Genomic DNA, 19868 nt, shown 5'->3' on the forward strand with positions numbered 1-19868 from the left:
TCCTGCGAACGCCATGTGACCTGCAAGGTAATGGACGACAACCCCCTTGACCTGCTCTTTCGATTCCAGTGTGTCTGTCGATTACCGTCCGACCCCAGGTTTATTCGACGTAAGAACTCGGCTGAATGAATTGCTTTATCGGGCCGAATTCGGCTCATTGCCGATTAATTCGGACGAAGCAGGATTGCGCCGATCTTCTGCAGAGCATCGGGAGCCGCCATCGTCCAGTGGGTGAACGGCAGGACATGGTTCTCGACGTCACCCGTGACAGCCGACTGCCACCCGTCTGCTCCGCGCCGACCCGACTCGTCGTCGGTCCCGGCAGTGAAGTACACGAGGTCGCCGTCGAAACGGCCGGGAACGTGTCCATCGATCAGAGCGATCGCACGTTCGGCTTCCGCGAAGAGGCGCTCGACGCGCGCGGGCGTCATATCGCCGAGAGACGGAATCCCCGACAACAGCCGTGCGATGCCTTCGGGTGACAGGTCGACGCCATCGGCGTCTGCTCCGTCGGGAAGCAGTCCGCCGAACAGGTCGGCAGGCGTGGCAGGCGATGCGCCGGAACCCTCGAACCGTTCGTCCGTCGCCGCAGCCGTTCCCACGACACTGTCCATCATCGCCAACAGCGACACCGTCTCGCCCTGCGCCTGCAATTGCACCGAGATCGCATGTGCCAGAACGCCACCCAGCGACCAGCCCAGCAGCTCGTACGGCCCGACCGGCTGCGCACGACGAATCTCGTCGGCGTAGCGTGCAGCCCATTCCTCGATGTCGGCCGGCGACCAGTCCGATTCGGTCAACGCGGGAGACTGCAGCGCGTACAGCCCTTGATCACGGTCTATGTGTCCCGCGAGACCCGCGAACTGCCACGAGATGCCGACGATGGGGTGCACGCACCACAGAATCCGGCCGTTCGACGGTTCACGGAAGCGCAGCACCGGATCGAGTGCGCCGCCCACGCCACTGTCCGCCCCGCTCGCGAGTCGGCGGGACAGCCCCTCGACCGTCGAGTCGGTGAAGATCCACGGCACCGGCACCGCGAACCCGATGGACTCGCTCAGGCGCGCGACCACCTGGGTCGCGATCAACGAGTTGCCACCGAGCTCGAAGAAGTCGTCGTCCAGTCCGACGCGAGGCTGACCCAGCACATCGGCGAACACGTCGGCGACGGTCCGTTCGATCTCCGTCGTCGGCGCGCGGAACACGCGTGCCTCGAATTCGGGATCCGGCAACGCCTTCCGATCCAACTTCCCGTTCACCGTCAACGGCAACGCATCCAACACCACGAACGCCGACGGCACCATGTACGACGGAAGACTCTCCGCCACAGCATTTCTCAACACCGCGACGTCGACGTCGGCACCCGCCTCGCCGACGACGTACGCCACCAGCCTGTCCCCCACACGCTCGTCCCGACGCGCAAGCACGACTGCGTCGCGGACGCCCGCCGCCGCAGAGAGAACGGACTCGATCTCACCGAGTTCGATACGAAATCCGCGCACCTTGACCTGGAAGTCCGATCGGCCCACGTAGTCGAGGACGCCATCCGGTGTCCACCGCACCAGATCACCCGTGCGATACATGCGCTCACCCGCGGAGAACGGATCCGCCACGAAACGCTCCGACGTCAGATCGAACCGGCCGTGATAGCCGCGCGCCAACTGCACACCGGCCAGATACAGCTCGCCCACAACACCCGCAGGCACCGGATTCAGACGCGAATCCAGTACGAAGACACGACAATTCCATTCCGGGCGACCGATGGGCACCGTCGACCCCACCGGCAACACGACCTCGTTCGACGTCACCGACACCGCAGCCTCGGTCGGACCGTAGACGTTGTCCAGACGGACCCCGCCGCCGCGCAGCACCGCCGCGGCCGTCGACGCGGGCAGCGCCTCACCGATCGCCAGAACCCGGCGGACCGAATTCGGAAGAACACCACCCGAAGCCGCGGTGATCGCACCCAGCACCGACGGCACCACGTGCAGTGTCGTCACCGATTCACGGCGGATCACGTCCACCAGATAAGCAGGATCACGATGACCATCGGCCGACGCGATCACGAGTCGACCGCCTACCGTCGCCCACGACCACAGTTCCCACACCGACAGGTCGAACGTCGCCGCCGTCTTGAGCAGCGACACATCCGACCCGTCCAGCCCGTATTCCGAGCGCATCCACTCCAACTGGTTCACCACTGCCCGGTGCGACACAGCGACACCCTTCGGCCGTCCCGTCGACCCCGACGTGAAGATCACGTACGCGGTGTTGTCCGCACGCAACGAGCCCGAACGATCGGCGTCGGTGATCGGATCACCGGAAAACCCGTTCAAGTCGACCGCGTCGACGTCCACCACGGGACCGGGCGCCGACACCACCGCGCCGTCGCGACTCGACGTCAACACCACCACCGGATCGGCGGTCGACAAGATGTAGTGGGTGCGATCGGCAGGCTGATCCGGATCGACCGGTACATACGCACCACCCGCGGCGACGATCGCGTACATCGCCAACACCATCGACGGCGAACGCCGCATCGCCACCGCGACCGACGACTCAGGACCCACACCCTGCGACACGAGATACCGCGCAAGACGATGCACCCGATCGGCGAACTCGCCGTATGTCCACGACCCCGACTCGAACACCAACGCAACCGAATTCGGATCCGACGCTGCACTCGCATCGAACAGCGACACGAGCGTCGCGTCCGCATCCACGACGTGGTCGGTGGCGTTCCACGACCGCACCACCATGTCGCGCTCGGTGGCATCGACGATGTCGACATCACCCACCGCGAGCGCGGGGTCGTGCGCCACCGCAGTCAGGAACGCGACGAACCGCCGCGCGACGGTCTCCGCGGTCGCCGCGTCGAACAACGCCGTCGCGAACTTCAGAGTGCCTCCGATGCCCGTCGGCGTTCCGTGTTCGTCGTACTGATCGGAGAGGATCAGATGCAGATCGAATTGCGCCACGTCGGCATCGGCGTCGACGGCCGCGACGGTCAGCCCGGGGAGTTCGAGCTCGACCTTGTCCAGGTTCTGGAACGACAGACCGACCTGGAACAGCGGATGGCGAGCCGTCGACCGCGCCGGATTGAGCACCTCGACCAGACGCTCGAACGGAACGTCCGCGTTGGCGAGGGCACGCACATCCGCCGCACGCACCGACGACAACAGATCGGCGAAACCCGCAGCCGGATCCACCTCGGTACGAAACAACAACGTATTGGCGAACATACCGATCAGGTCGTCCAGAGCAGCCTCGCCCCTGCCCGCGATCGGCGACCCGATCGCGATGTCCGTCGAACCCGACAACCGCGACAACACCGCGGCCCATGCCGCATGCACCGCCATGAACAACGTCGCGTTCACGCCACGAGCCAGATCCACGAGCGCCGCCTGCACGGCCGCGTCGACACTGAAATCGACCTTTCCGCCGGCGAACGACTGCATCGCCGGACGCGGACGATCCGTCGGCAATTCGATCTGATCCGGAAGACCGGCCAGTTCGGACTTCCAGAACGAAAGCTGCTCGGACGCAGTCGACGTCGGATCGTCCTCCGAACCGAGCGAGCGACGTTGCCACACCGCGAAGTCGGCGTACTGAACGCTCAACGGCGCCCACCCGGGAGCAGCACCGGCGGCTCGCGCCACGTATGCCGTCATCACGTCCCGCGTCAGCGGACCCATCGAGCTGCCGTCCGCCGAGATGTGCTGAACGACGAGCGCGAGAACGTAGTCGTCGCCGCCGATGCGGTAGATCCGAACCCGAAGGGGCACTTCGGTCGTGACGTCGAACGACGTCGCGGCCAACTCCTGCACCGCACCGACGACATTCTCCGGGGCCACGTCGAGCACCTGCACGTCGGCGGTTTCGGTGTCGGGCAGAACGACCTGCATCGGGCCGTCCGTATCGGCCGGGTAGACGGTGCGCAAGGATTCGTGTCGTGCGACGACGTCGTCGATCGCCGCGCGCAGCGCATCGACGTTCAATTCACCGGTCAACCGGATCGCGATCGGGATGTTGTAGGCAGCGGATTCGGCGTCGAACCTGTTCAGGAACCACATGCGTTGCTGCGCTAGCGACAGCGGAACCCGCTGCGGCCGAGGTTCGGCGCCGAGCGCCACGCGTTCGGTTCCGCCGAACAGACGCTCGGCCGCCGCGGCCAATCCTCCGACGGTCGAGTCCGCGAACACTTCCTTCGCACCGAAACTCACGTCGAGCGATGCGCCGATGCGTGCCGCCAAGCGGGTGGCCGACAACGAATTTCCACCGAGCTCGAAGAAGTCGTCGTCGACCCCGACTCGTTCGGCGCCGAGAATGTCGGCGAACACCCCGGCCACCGCGATTTCCGCATCGGTCTGCGGCGCGCGATAGTCCTTCGTCACGAAGATCGGTTCGGGCAGCTGATCCCGGTCGAGCTTGCCCGACGGCGTCAGCGGAATCTTGTCGATGACCATGATCGACGACGGAATCATGTGCTTGGGCAGAGATTTTCCGGCGAACGCAGTCAGGTCGTCGACGTTCGGCACCGCGTCGTCGACGGCGCGAACATACGACACGAGCACCGTGTCACCGGCAGGACCGTCGTGACCGACCGTGACCGCGAATGCAATCGACGGGTGCGCAGTCAACGCGGTGTCGACTTCACCGAGCTCGATGCGGAATCCGCGAACCTTGACCTGCGAGTCGTTTCGCGCCACGAATTCCAGCGATCCGGATGAGTTCCGCCGCACGACATCTCCGGTGCGATACATGCGGAGTCCGGAATCGGAAAAGGGGCTCGCAACGAACCGATCCGCCGTCAGCGCAGACTTCCACCGATATCCGCGAGCCAGACCGGCTCCCGCGAGGTACAACTCACCCGCGACACCGGTCGGGACGGGACGCAGCCGACGATCGAGCACGTACGCACTCGTACCCGTGATGGCGTCACCGATGGACACGGAGTCTCCCGGCGTCAGCGGCACCGAGATGTTGCTCGCCACAGTCGATTCCGTCGGACCGTACGCATTGAAGAAACGACGGTCGCGACCCCACCTGTCGACGAGTTCCGGAGGACAACTCTCACCGCCGACGACGACGACCTCGAGCGCGTCGAGACCCGCCGGATCGACCGACGCGAGTGCGGCCGGAGTGACGAACGCGTGAGTGACTTTGTTGTCGTGCAGGAATCGGCCGAGTTCGTCGCCGCCGTAGATGTCGGTCGGTGCGATAACCATCGTCGACCCGGACGCGACCGCCAGCATCAGTTCGAGGATCGACGCGTCGAAGCTCGGCGACGCGAAGTGGAGCGTGCGCGACCGGGCCGTCAGTCCGTAGCGCTCGAGCTGTTCACCGGCAAGGTCGGCCAGGCCGGTGTGCGTGACGACGACGCCCTTCGGCAGGCCTGTCGATCCCGACGTGTAGATGACGTAGGCGGGATTGTCGGCCCGCAACGGTGAGACGCGATCGACCGCCGCGACTCTGTCGTCGGGGACCTCGGTGAGCGACGATCGGAAGACCGCATCGTCGAGCACGGTCCACTCGCATGTATCCGGAAGATCTCCACGGTATGCGGACGTCGTGACGCCGATCCGCGCGCCGGAATCGGTCAACATGTGCTGCACGCGGTCGACGGGGTACGTCGGATCGACGGGCACGAACGCGGCACCGGTCTTCGCGATCGACCACAGCGCGACGACGGAGTCGATGGACCGCGTGATCGCGATTGCCACGATGTCTTCGGGACCGACGCCACGACCGATGAGGACGCGCGCGATCTTCGACGACAGACGGTCGAGTTCGCTGTACGAGACCGTGCGGTCTCCGGACACCAGCGCGTCGGCGGAGGGGTCGATCTCGACTGCAGCCGACAGCAGCTGAGGCAGCAGAGCCGTCGTGTTGCGCCGAGGACGTGGGCGGCGCGGCCGTGTACGACGAACTCGGGGACGTCCAGTCGATTCTTCGTCGGAGCGACCCGTCACGCGGTCGGGGCTCATCCTTGTCGAACCGAGTAGTCCATGTCTGCATTGTCCACGGCATTCCTGCGCACTTCGTTCATCGCCCCTCGAGATCGGTCTTCACCACCGTCGATCACGGCAGCCTGGCCGACTCGGCCGTGCTGCCGAGCCCGTACAGGGTATTCGAACCAATCGTCCCGCCGGACGGCACGACGAGAAGTCAGTTACCGATCACAGACGTTCGTTCGCAACCCGAAACAGTATCGGCTCCTGTTCGACGTCCGTTACCCGAGAGTAGCCCGGGAGCTTCGTTCAGTGGCGCAGCGCACGTCCGATCACGTCCAAGGCGAGGGGCGACAGCATGTCGGCGTGTGTGACAGGCGCAACGAGCTCCAGCACGACATCCGACACGTAGGGACCCCAGGTCGCAACGGTGTCGTGGTCGTCCGAACGATCGATGCCTGCACTGACGACCGTGACACCGCCCGAGAACACGCCGGGTTCGTAGGCGTTGATCGAATCGGGCGCCGACGACGCGGCCGCGAACATCCGCGAAATCCGATCCTCGTCCAGGGTGATGACATCGTCGGGCACGATCGATGTGAGGGCACGAACGATTGCACTGTTCGGCGACGTCACCGCGACGTCGGGGTCGAGAGCGGCTTCGGCCGCCGTCAGTAGCGCCCGCACCTCCGAGTCGAACGCGGACGCGTCGACACGTGTGAACGAATCCAGCAGCGTCAACGCCTCGACGGTACGACCTCGACGCTGTAGCTCCACGCCGACGGCGTGTGCGAGTACACCCCCCAGCGACCAGCCCAGTAGAGATACGGGGCCGTCCGGTCTTGTCCTCTCGATCTCCGACGCATAACGCGCTGCCAGGTCGACGATCGATCGAGCGTCGAAGTCCGGCTCCCGCAACGCCGGCGTCTGCACTCCGTATACCGGAACGTCGGCATCCATGATTCGAAGAAGAGGCACGTATCCCCATGCGAGGCCCAGCATCGGGTGGATGCAGAACACCGGGGTTCCACTACCCGATGCGCGCAGCGCGACGATGACGTCCAACGAATGATCGTGGTCGACAACGTCGCCGGCACCGATTCTCGCCGCCAGCCCTTCCACCGTCCTCGACTCCAGAATCCACTGCACCATGACCTTCCGGCCGGTTCGTCGACGTAACGCCGAGACCACCTGCGTGGCCGCAAGAGAGTCGCCGCCCAGTTCCACGAAGTCCTCGCCGAGACCGACCCGTTCGACCGACAACGTTTCCGAGAACACCGTCGCGACGAGCCGTTCGAGATCGGTCGTCGGTTCGACGAAGACCCGAGTGCCGATCTCCGGCGCCGGTAGCGCGTCCACGTCGAGCTTGCCCGATCCGGTCAGCGGCATCTCGTCGAGACGAACGATCGCGAGGGGAATCATGTGTGCGGGAAGCGTCTGCCTCAGCCGAGCGCGTAGATCCCCGACCGTCGCCGTGCTCGACGGCGAGCACACGACGTAGGAAGCGAGGTACGGCTTGCCGTCGTCGTGACGCACCGTCGTCACCGCGTAGTCGACGCCCGGAATCGCCGACAGTGCCGCATCGATCTCACCCGGCTCGATTCGGAAACCACGGATCTTGACCTGGGAATCGATTCTTCCGACGTAGCGAAGTGCACCGTCTCGCCACCGCGCACGGTCTCCGGTCCGGTACAGGCGACCCCCTTCGCCGAACGGATCGGCGACGAACGCCGACGCCGTTCGTCCGGGTAGCGCCGCGTAGCCACGCGCCAGCCCTCGACCGGCGAAGTAGACCTCCCCGACGACTCCCTCTGGGACAGGCCGTAGACGTGAGTCGAGGACGAACGCCTGCACACCGTGAATCGGGCCGCCGATGGTGATCGGTTCGCGTGCGGTCAACGGGTCACTGATGGTCGTGGCGACCGTCGCCTCGGTGGGTCCGTAGGCGTTGAGGAACCGCCGGCCCGGAGCCCACTTCTCGAGAAGCTCGGGCGGCCACGCCTCACCACCGACAGCGACGGTGCCGAGGTCGGGCAGCACGCCGGGATCCATCGTGGCGAGAGCGCCGGGTGTGACGAATGCATGCGTGACGCGGTGGGCCTGCACATACTCCGTGAGTTCGTCGCCGCCGACGATCGACGTCGGTACGACGACCATCGTCGCGCCGACCGGAGCCGCGAGCAACAGCTCCAGAACGGACGCGTCGAAACTTGGCGACGCGAAGTGGAGAGTCCGGCTGGTGGAGTCGGTGCCGAACTTCTCCGACTGTGCAGCAGCAAGATTCGACAGTCCTGCGTGGGTGACCACGACACCCTTCGGCACACCGGTCGACCCCGATGTGTAGATGACGTACGCGGCGTGCGACGTCCGAACAGCCGACAGGCGGTCGTCGTCTGTCATCGGATCGGCACTTACACGGTCGGTCTCGCGAGCCGTATCCCGATCGTCGAGGACAATCCATTCGGTCGACGACGGCAGCGCCTCGGCATCCTGCGCGACCGTGAGTCCCAGAACCGCGCCAGAATCGTTCATCATGTGTGCGATACGTGCCTGCGGGTAGGACGGGTCCACCGGGAGGAACGCGGCACCGGACTTGGCGACGGCCCACACGGCGGTTACCGACTCGAGCGAACGCCGCATTCCGACTGCGACGACACCGTCGGGGCCGACACCCCTGCCGACGATGACGCGAGCGAGGCGATTCGACCGCTCGTCGAGATCTCGGTAGGTGAGAATGCGATCCTCGCACTCCACGGCCACCGCGTCGGGAGAAATAGTCGCGCCGCGAACGAGCATGTCCGACAGCACCATCGGGCCGACGTCCGGCGGCCCGGTGCGCGCGATCCGCTCGTGGTCCCTCGTGACGTCGACGTCGCCGACGAGCGAATCGGGGCGAGTGACGACTGCTTCCAACACGCGGACATACCGCGACGCGAGGTCACCGATCGAGACCTCGTCGAACATACTGTGCGCGTACTTGAAGTCGAGATGTAGCACGTCTCCGGCGACGGCGACGATCGACAACGGGTAGTGGGTGGCATCGACCGTGTCGATCCCTACGACGGACATCCCGTCGATCGAGCTGGCTTGCTCGATCGCCGTGCGGTCGACGGGATACGACTCGAACACCACCAAGGTGTCGAACAGCGTCCCGACATCGGTGAGCTGGTGCAGTTCGGCGAGCCCGACGTGATGGTGATCGAGCAGACCCGCGGACGTCGCCTGCAACTCCTGCAGTACTGCCGTTACCGAGGACGTGCGTGGGAGTCGAACGCGAACGGGAATCGTGTTGATGAACAGTCCGACCATCGACTCGACGCCGTCGAGGTCCGCGGGCCGTCCGGAGACCGTCGTTCCGAACACCACGTCGTCCCGGTCGGTGAGCGACCCGAGCACGATCGCCCACGCAGCCTGAACGACGGTGTTCGGAGTGACGCCGGCGGACGAGGCCACCTCGGTCAGCGCCATCGTGGTCTCGGCGGAGAGGGCGAAGCGATGGTCCCCGAATCCTGTTCGACGCGTCTCGGATTCGAACACCGTCGTCAGCAGGGTCGGTTCGTCGAAGTCGGCCAGGGCGGTTGCCCATGCGTCGCGGGACGTGTTCGCGTCCAGGCCGACCAGCCACCTGAGGTAGTCGGAGAACGGTCTCACAGCGGGCAACGCCGAGGTCTCACCCGACACCGCGTAGAGCACCAGCAGGTCCTGCAGAAGGATCGGCATCGACCAACCGTCGAGCAGGACGTGTTCGCACGTGACGCCCAGAGTCACTCGGTCCGAAGCGGTCCGGATGCAGACGAACCTGATCAGAGGAGGAGCGCCGAGGTCGAAGCCCGCCTCCTGATCGTCACGCAGTACCCTCTCGACCTCGTCGGGGCGGGCATCGATCGCGCACCACGGCAGTGCGACGTCGTCGAGAACCACCTGAACCGGCGACCCCGTCGAGTCGGCAACGAATGCAGTGCGCAGATTGGGGTGCCGCGACAGCAGAGCCTCGGCCGCGCCGCGTAAACGGTCGACATCGACGTGCCCTTCCAGGTGCAGCACCATCTGCGTGGTGTACACACCACCGCCACCGCCGGCGAGCAGCGCGTGAAATGCCAGCCCCTGCTGCAACGGCGTCAGCGGCCACACGTCGAGGACCGAGCCGTACGCGGCCTCCCACCCGTCGATGTCCGACTGCGTCGTACGTACCAGTTCGACGTCCGACGGGGTGAGCCCGCCGTTCGACGAATGCGCATGTCGTGCAACTGCGGTCAGAGCGTCGACCCACGTGTCGGCGAGTTCCTGGACGTCGTCGCGGTTCATCAACGTCGTCGGGAATCCGAAGCCCGCGCTGAGTTCTCCGCCGAGCACGATCGCGTTGATGTCCACCGTCGCCATCGCGGGCATGTCGGGATCGTGCCGTCCGTCGAGTTCACCGAGATCGGACGCGGGCAGCCACCCGATGCCCTGCATCGCCTCGGGGATGTCACCGTGCGAGAGTCGTCCGAGGTAGTTGAAGCTCACCTGCCGAGGCCCGCCGGCAAGCCGCGCGGAGACGTCGGCGCTGCCGAGGTAACGCAGGATGCCGTATCCGATCCCCTTGTTCGGCAACGCAAGCAACTGCTCCTTGACCCGCTTGACCACGGCCCCGGCCGACGGGCCGCCGCGGAACGCGTCGTCGAGGTCGATTCCGCTCAGATCCACACGCGCCGGGAACATCGACGTGAACCAGCCGACAGTCCGAGAGAGGTCGGCGCCGGGAACCACGGATTCCTCACGGCCGTGTCCCTCGAGACCGATCAGTGACGACATCTCGTCGACGCCGCGATCGCGTCGCCAGCGCGCCACGGACATCGCGAGCGCCGCGATCAACGCATCGCCCGCACCCGTTCGGTACATCGTCGGGATCGTCGTGACGACGGCGTCGGTCACGTCCTGCGACAGCCGTACCGTCACCTTCTCCACCGCCGATGCGAGATCGATCGACGGATCGAACGGGCGCGGCGACATCAGCGGGTCCGGTCCGCCCAGCACCGTCTCCCACAGTTCCACCTCGTCGGCGCGTGACGCGCGGTCCTGCAGCGCATGTGCCCACGTGCGGAACGACGTACCTGCCGCGTCCAGATGCGGCTTCTGTCCTACCGACACCGCCAGCCACGCCGAGACGAAATCGGGGATCAGAATTCGCCACGACACACCGTCGACGACCATGTGGTGTGCCGCGACGATCAGTCGTCCCGTGCGACGCGACGACGCGCCGTCGGCCGTCACCGGGTCGAGCCACGCGAACCGGATGACACGACCCGCCGACGGATCGAGCCCGGCGAGTGCGTGTTCCAGCGCGTCGTCCGCGAGCGCGACAAGGCCGTCCGCATCGACGTTCTCGTCGAACGCGGTGCGCTCGACGAGCGCCTCGACGTCGACGGATCCTGGCTCCGATGTCCGCAGGATCGGTGCGTCGCCGTCCGCGACGAGCGTCGCACGCAGCATGTCGTGCCGATCGATCACGGCACGCACGACCGCGACGAGCTGCGCGCGCTCGATTCCGACAGGCAGCTCTAGCCCGAGCGTCTGCTCGAACCGATCGAAGGACCCACCACGCGACGTCATGAACCGAACGGCCGGAGTCGACGGCATCTCGCCGACGCCCCCACCGGGGAGTTCCGCGAGGCCCGCCACGTCGGTGTCCGCGCTCAGCACCGCAACCCGCGCGAGCGCCTGGACCGTCTTGTGTTCGAACACCTGCCGCGGCGAGATGCGCAGTCCGCGGGCTTTCGCTCGGGACACCAACTGGATCGAGACGATGCTGTCGCCCCCGAGTGCGAAGAACGAATCCGTGGTGCCGACCGTGTCCAGTCCGAGCACGTCCGCGAACAGCTCGGCGAGCACCGTCTCCGTGGCGTCGACCGGTTCGGTTCGGTCCGCCGCGCGGAACACCGGCTCCGGCAGCGCCTTTCGATCCAGCTTGCCCACCGGTGTCAACGGCACCGAGTCGAGTACGACGATCGACGACGGAACCATGTGCGCTGGAAGCGAACCGGAGGCGAACCCCAGAAGCTCCCGCGGCTCGACCGTCCGCTCCGCGGCGGGAAGAACGTAGCCGACGATGGCAGCGCTTCCCGACGCCAGCTCGCGTACTGCAGTCGTGGCGAATTCGACGTCCGGATGCGATGCGAGCACCGCGTCGATCTCGCCGAGTTCGATACGGAACCCACGGATCTTCACCTGGAAATCCGAGCGGCCGACGTACTCGATCTCGCGGTCGGGCGTCCACCGCACGACGTCTCCGGTTCGGTACATCCGCGTTCCGTGGGCACCGTACGGATCGGCGACGAATCGTTCGGCGCTCAGGCCGGGCCTGCGGTGGTAGCCCTGTGCGAGCTGGATGCCTGCGATGTAGTGCTCGCCGCTGACACCGACCGGAACCGGCCGCAGGCGGTCGTCGAGCACCAACGACGACATTCCTCTGATCGGTCCACCGATAGTGATGCGGTCTCCGGCCTCGAGCGGCGCCGAGATGTTCGTCATGATCGTGGTCTCGGTGGGGCCGTACCCGTTGAAGAACTCGCGGTCACGTCGCGAATCCGTCCACCTCGCAACGAGTTCCGGCGGGCATGCCTCGCCGCCTGCGACGAGTACGCGCAGATCGTCGAGCCCATCGGGGTCGACAGTCGCGAGCGCGGCAGGCGTGATGAAGGCGTGTGTGACGCGTTCGCCGCGCAACAGCGACGTCAGTTCCTCGCCTCCGTAGATATCTGTCGGTGCCACGACCAGCGTCGACGACGATGCCAGCGCCAGCAGCAGTTCCAGGATCGACGCGTCGAAGCTCGGCGACGCGAAGTGCAACGCACGGTCGTCGCGGCCCAATCGGTATCGATCTCGTTGCTCCGCAGCGAAATTGGCGAGTCCCGAGTGGGTCACCACCACACCCTTGGGCCGTCCGGTGGAACCCGACGTGTAGATGACGTACGCGGGATGGCTCGCGTGCAGCGGCCGTCGCAGTTCCTCTCGTGCAACCGGCTCGGCGGAGCGCGAGGCCAGCAACCCCCGGAACTCGTCGTCGTCCAACACCTGCCATGAGATCGCCTCTGGGAGAGACTCTTTCGCGCTCGCCACGGTCAGACCCAACGCGGGCTGTGCGTCGTCGATCATGTGCGCGACGCGGTCCGCCGGATAGTTCGGGTCGACACTCACGAACGCGGCGCCCGACTTCGCGACGCCCCACAGCGCGACGATCGAGTCGAAGGACCGCGGAATCGCGATCGCGACGAGGTCGCCCGGCCCCACACCCGCGTCGAGAAGTACCCGCGCGAGACGCGACGAACGCCGGTCCAGTTCGGTGTAGGTCATCGAGGAGCCGCCGTACGAAACGGCGTCGCCGTCGGGTGCGGCGGCAACCGCTGCGGCGAGGAGCTCGGTCAGCACGACGGGCGGTTCCGGAGTCGAGGGTGCCCGGACGAGCGTCTCCAGTTCGAAGTCGTCGAGGATGTCGAGGTCGCCGATCGGCGTCGCCGGTCCGTGGACGACTGCACCGAGGATGGTTTCGAACCGTCTCGCGAGCGTGCGGGCGGTGTCCGCGTCGAACAGGTCGGTGGCGTACGTCAACGCACCCGCGAGGCCGGCGGATTCGCCGTTCACGCCGATCGTTTCGGACACCGTGAACTGCAGGTCGAACTTGGACGTGTTCGATTCCAGTTCGAGTCGAGAGACCTGCAGCCCCGGCAGGTCGAGCGTTTCTTCACCGAGATTCTGGAACACGAGTGCTACCTGGAACAGCGGAGTGCGATCGGTCGTGCGCTCCGGCGCGAGAATGTCGACGAGCTGTTCGAACGGCAGATCCGCGTGGCCGAACGCCGCGAGGTCCGCGGATCGCACCCGATCCAGCAGTTCGACGAACGGCTCGTCCGCGCGATCCAGTTCGGTGCGAAGTACCAACGTGTTGACGAACATTCCGATGAGGTCGTCCAGGGCTTGCTCACCTCGACCCGCGACAGGTGTACCGATGGCGATGTCGGACGCGGTCGACAGTCGCCCGAGCAGCACCGCGAGCGCCGCATGCAACACCATGAACAGAGTGCCGTTGCGTTCGCGCGCAAGCTGATTGAGCCCGGCATGTACCGAACCCGCGACCGAGAATTCGAGCGTCGCACCACGGTGGGACGCGACCCGCGGACGCGGGTGATCGGTCGGCAGTTCGAGGCGGTCCGGCAGACCGGCGAGTGCAGCGGTCCAGTACTCGGCCTGGGTGCTCAGGACGGAGTTCGAGTCGTTCTGGTCGCCCAGCACTGCGCGCTGCCACAGCGCGAAATCTGCGTACTGCACGTCGAGCGGTGACCACGACGGCGGTTGCCCGGCCGTCCGTGCGACGTACGCCGTCATCAGGTCGCGCGCGAGAGGACGCATCGAGAACCCGTCGCCCGCGATGTGATGCAGCACGACGGCCAGCACGTAGTCGTCCTCACCGATCGCGTACAGCCGGACTCGGAGTGGAACTTGTTCTGCGACGTCGAAACCCATCGACACGAAGGTCGCGAGATCGGCCGTCACATCGGACGCGTTCAAAAACCGCGGTTCGAGATCGAGATCGACACGATCGGCGGAGAGTACGAGCTGGCGTGGCACCCCGTCGTGCTCCGGGTATCGGGTGCGGAGCGGCTCGTGACGCCACACCACGTCGGTGACGGCCGCCGCGAGCGCGTCCGTGTCCAGGTCACCGACCAGCTTCATCGCGATCGGCAAGTTGTCCGCGAACGACGTGGTGTCGAATCGGTTGAGGAACCACATGCGCTGCTGGGCGAGCGACAGTGGCACCACCGACGGACGCACACGGGCGACGAGCGGAGTGCGTCCGTCGTCCGACGCGGAGTCGAGGCGCAGCGCCAACGCGGCGACGGTCGGTGCTTCGAACAACACTCGGACCGGCACCCTGGTATCGAGCGCGGCGCCGATGCGTGCCACGACTTGCGTTGCCACCAGAGAGTTTCCGCCGAGGTCGAAGAAGTTGTCGTCGGTTCCGACGCGAGGAAGCCCCAGTACCTGCGAGTAGACCTCTGCGACGATCTCCTCCGCTGCAGTCGTCGGCGGTAGATATTCGTTGACCCGGAACTCCGGTGACGGCAACGCTTTTCGGTCGAGCTTGCCGCTCGTGCCCAACGGCAGTGCGTCGAGAACGATGATCGCGGTCGGCACCATGTACGACGGCAGGATGTCACGTACGAACGTGGTCAGTTCCGAGCTGTCGGCGTCGGCTCCCGGCGCGAGCACGACGTACCCGGCCAGCTGATCTCCGGTCGACGTCTCCGCGACGAGCACGACGGCCTGACTGACCGACGGATGTGACAACAATGCCGATTCGATGTCACCCAATTCGATGCGCTGGCCACGGAACTTGACCTGGAAGTCGGTGCGACCGATGTACTCCAGCGCACCCTGTCCACCTGGGATCCACCGAACGAGGTCGCCGGTGCGATACATGAGTTCCCCGACGAAGCCGTTGGGGTCCGCGACGAACCGGTCGGCCGTCAGATCGGGTCGACCCACGTAACCCCGCGCGAGCTGCACTCCCGAGAGGTAGAGTTCGCCGGCCACCCCTGGCGCGACGGGTCGCAACCGTGCATCGAGCACGTGCACGCGAACGTTCCACTGCGGCACTCCGATCGGTACCGTCTGTCGCTGCAGCGACCTGACCGAAGTCGCTTCCCACTGGGTCACCGACACCGCTGCTTCGGTCGGACCGTACAGATTGTGCAGACGCGCGGACGACACCGCCGCGAACGCGTCGACGGTCTCGGGAGGCAGCGCCTCCCCGATGACGAACACGTGACGCAGAGACGTCAGCCGATCGGCAGCCGCGTGCGCCGCGAACACACCGAGCATCGACGGGACGAAATCGGTGACGGTCACCTGTTCGCGATCGACGATGTCGGCCACCAGCACTGGGTCGCGGTGCCCGTCGGGTGACATCAGGACCATCGACGCGCCGGTGCGCAACGGCAGGAAGAATCCCCAGAGCGACACGTCGAACGTCGTCGCGGTCTTCTGCAGGTAGACGTCGTCGCTGTCCAGGTCGTAATAGGCCGTCATCCAGGACATCTGGTTCTCGATCGCGCGATGCGACACAGCGACGCCCTTGGGTCGCCCGGTCGAGCCCGACGTGAAGATGACGTACGCCAGGTTGTCCCGGCGAACGTGTGCGCGGAGAACCCGTGCGGTAGCGGTGACGTCCCCGTCGGCCAGGATGGTGTCGATCTCGACGGCATCGACGCCGACGCCACCGGCCTCGGTGGGAAGCGCTGGGCGGTCGGCGGAGGTGGTCAACACGCAGAGCGGTCGCGCCGTATCGAGGATGTGGGCCAATCGATCGGCGGGATGCGCGGGGTCCAGCGGAACGAACGCGCCGCCTGCCGCGAGTACCGCGTACATACCGACGACCAACTCGGTGGAGCGGCGCACCGCGAGCCCGACGAGCACGTCGGGACCCACTCCACGATCGACGAGAACCCGGGCCAGGCGTTGCACACGGTCGTCGAACTCGGCGTAGGTCAGGCTCTCTCGATCGGACACGATCGCGACTGCGTCGGGGGTTCGCCGAACGCGTGCGTCGTAGAGATCGAGCAGTGTTCGCTCCGGCATCGCATGCGCGGTGTCGTTCCACGCCAGCATCACGTCGGTGCGTTCGGCGTCGGTCAACACGTCGATGTCACCGACGACGACGTGTGGATCGGCGACGGCCGCGCTCAGCACGGCACCGAGCCGATCGGCCAACGTGCGCACCGTGCGCCGCTCGAACAGGTCGGTCGCGTAGGTGAACGTGGCGGACATGCCCGCGGGCTCACCGGCCTCGTCGATCCGGGGCGTGATCGTCAGCTGCAGATCGAATTTCGCGACGGCCACATCGAGATCCAGCAATGTCACGGACGTGCCGGGAAGCTCGAAGCTGCTCTGTTGCAGATTCTGGAAGAAGAGAGCGACCTGGAACAACGGGTGATGGCCGGCGGAGCGAACCGGGTCGAGCACCTCGACCAGCCGCTCGAACGGCAGCTCGGCGTGCGCGAACGCGCCGAGGTCCGCCTCGCGGACGCGCCCCAGCAGTTCGACGAACGTCATCGACGGATCGACCTGGGTGCGCAGTGCCAAGGTGTTGACGAACATTCCGACGAGCGCGTCGAGGTCTTGCTCGCCGCGACCCGCGACGGGAGTTCCGACGACGACGTCGTTCGTCGCTGCGATCTTCGACAGCATGATCGCGAAGGCGGTGTGCATCGCCATGAACGGCGTCGCGTCGCACCGTCGAGCCAGTTCGGTCAGTGCTGCATGGACGGCCGCGCTCACCTCGAACTCGACCGTGTCGCCGACGCCGGATGCCTCCGCAGGTCGTGCTCTGTCCGTCGGCAACTCGATGCGATCTTCGATGTCGGCAAGTGCCGTCGTCCAGTATTCGAGCTGCCGCGACGCCAGCGACGCCGGATCGGACTCGGAACCGAGCAATTTCCGTTGCCACAGGCTGTAATCCGCGTATTGGACACGCAGCGGCGCCCACCCGGGCTCGCGGCCTTCGGCGCGAGCGAGGTACGCCGTCACCAGATCCGTGACGAGCGGCGCCACCGAAGCACCGTCGGCGCAGATGTGGTGTAGGACGACCACCAGCACGTGCCTGTCACCGCCGAGGGAGATCAGCTCGACGCGTAGTGGTACCGACGTGGACAGATCGAACGGTTGCAGTGCGACGTCGGTGAGGTGCGACGCGACGGCGCTGTCGGTCATCGACAGATACTTCAATTCGACGCCGGTGCGTTCGACCGGAACGACGACCTGGAAGCCGACACCGTCGCGATCGGGATAGACGGTCCGCAGCGACTCGTGTCGTCGCTGCAGATCGACGACGGCGTCGCGAAGCGCGTCGACGTCGACCGGCCCGTCGAGGCTCAGAGCTGCCGGAACGTTGCTGGCAGGCGACGTCGGATCGAATTTCTGGAGGAACCACATGCGCTGCTGCGCCAACGACAGCGGGATGACGTCGGGGCGCACCTCGGGTCCGAGCGGCAGCGCATCTCCGCCGCCGAGTTCCCCTTCCACCCGCGAGGCCAGTCCGGCGACTGTCGACGCCTCGAACACCACGCGTGCGGAGACTCGGGCGTTCAACCTTGCCCCTAGCCGCGACGCGACCTGCGTCGCGCTGAGGGAGTTGCCGCCGATTTCGAAGAAGTGATCGTCCAGGCCGACCCTCGGCACGCCGAGCACCTCGGCGAACGTCTCGGCCACGGCTCGTTCCATGTCGGTGACCGGCTCACGGAACGTGGCAGTGTCGAACACGGGTGCGGGAAGCGCCTTCCGGTCGAGCTTGCCGACCGGGGTGAGCGGGATGCGGTCCAGGACCACGATGGCCGCGGGAACCATGTGGCGTGCCAGCGACTGCCCGAGGAAGTCGAGCAATGCTCGCGGCTCGACGGTGTGCCCCTCGGCGGGAAGCACGTACCCGACCAGCGCGTCGACGCCGTCCGCCCCCGCATGTACCGCAGAGGCTGCGAAGTCGACGGTGTCGTGTGCCCCCAGCGCAGCGTCGATCTCCCCTAGTTCGATACGGAAGCCCCGGACCTTGACCTGGGAGTCGTTGCGTCCCACGTAGTCGATCGAGCCGTCGGGACGTACACGCACGGTGTCACCGGTGCGATACATCCTCCCCGCGCCACCGTCGGGAGCCCACGGATCGGCCACGAACCGCGACGCCGACAATCCGCCGCGCCGGTGATACGCCCGGGCCACGGCGGGCCCGGCGAGATACAGCTCGCCGACCACGCCGACGGGGACGGCCCGAAGACGGGAGTCGACGACGTAGGCGCGCACGCCGGTCAGCGGCGTACCGATCGGCATCGGCCCGGACGGGTCGAGGGGCGCGCTGCTGGTGGTGATGCACGTCGTTTCCGTCGGCCCGTACACGTTGTGAAAGCGTCGGCCGACAGCCCATCGCGCCACCAGTTCCGACGTGTACGCCTCACCGCCGACCATCACGGCTTCCAGATCGGGCAGGTCGTTGTTCGGAGCGGACGCCAGTGCCGCCGGCGTCACGAACGCATGGGTGACGCGGTGCCGCCTCAACACGTCGGCGAATTCGTCGCCCCCGACGATTCCGGTCGGCACGACGACCATCGTGGCGGCCGCGCCGACGGCGAGCAACAGCTCGAGCACCGCGGCGTCGAAGCTCGGCGACGCGAAGTGAAGGGTACGGGACTCGGCCGAGATGCCGAACGTCACGCGCTGCGAGTCGGCGAGATTCTGCAGGCCCGTGTGGGTGACGGCGACACCTTTGGGCTTACCGGTCGACCCCGACGTGTAGATGAGGTAGGCGAGGTTAGACGCGCGCAGAACCGACGTACGCTCCACCGCCGCAACGGGTTCCGACGACATCGCCGACGCATCGCGCTCGATGTCCTCCAGCACGATCCACGGCACGCTGCCGGGCAGGACGTCGATGGCGCGCCGGGTCGTCAGACCGGTCTTCGCACCCGAATCGTCGAGCATGTAGCGCACACGCTCGGCCGGGTAGTCCGGGTCGATCGGAACGAAGGCCGCGCCCGATTTCGCGACTGCCCACACGAACAGGACAGATTCCAACGAGCGGGTGACGGCGATGGCGACGAGATCCTCCGGGCCGAGACCACGCTGGATCAGAACGCGCGCGAGCCTCGATGATCGACGGTCGAGGTCCGCGTACGTGATCGAACCGTCGTCGGTGTGGACGGCGATCCCGTGCGGTCGCGCGTCCACCGCCGCCGCGAGAAGCTGCGGGAGCGTCGCGGAGCGCGCCGCCCGGTGCCGTGTCGCCCGGGTCGGCCGTTCCCTACCGCTTCGAGGTGTGCGCCTGCGTGTCGATTCGGATCCCGCCGAGTCGACGCTCACGCGGTTCGACTTTCAGCATGATCGGACAGGACGCATACG

General features: G+C 66.4%; 2 protein-coding genes. Both read right to left on the reverse strand.

What is annotated here, in order from left to right:
- Window positions 1–164 precede the first annotated feature (164 nt).
- Complete coding sequence (locus tag DK926_RS06580) at window positions 165–5972, reverse strand: non-ribosomal peptide synthetase (protein WP_243636687.1); 5808 nt, start codon at window positions 5970–5972, stop codon at window positions 165–167.
- Between the two features lie 288 nt (window positions 5973–6260).
- Entirely contained in the window at window positions 6261–19829 is a 13569-nt protein-coding gene (locus DK926_RS06585; protein ID WP_243636688.1) for a non-ribosomal peptide synthetase, read from the reverse strand.
- Window positions 19830–19868: the final 39 nt, after the last annotated feature.

Source organism: Rhodococcus sp. Eu-32 (genome assembly GCF_003336925.1).
Classification (GTDB): domain Bacteria; phylum Actinomycetota; class Actinomycetes; order Mycobacteriales; family Mycobacteriaceae; genus Rhodococcoides; species Rhodococcoides kyotonensis_B.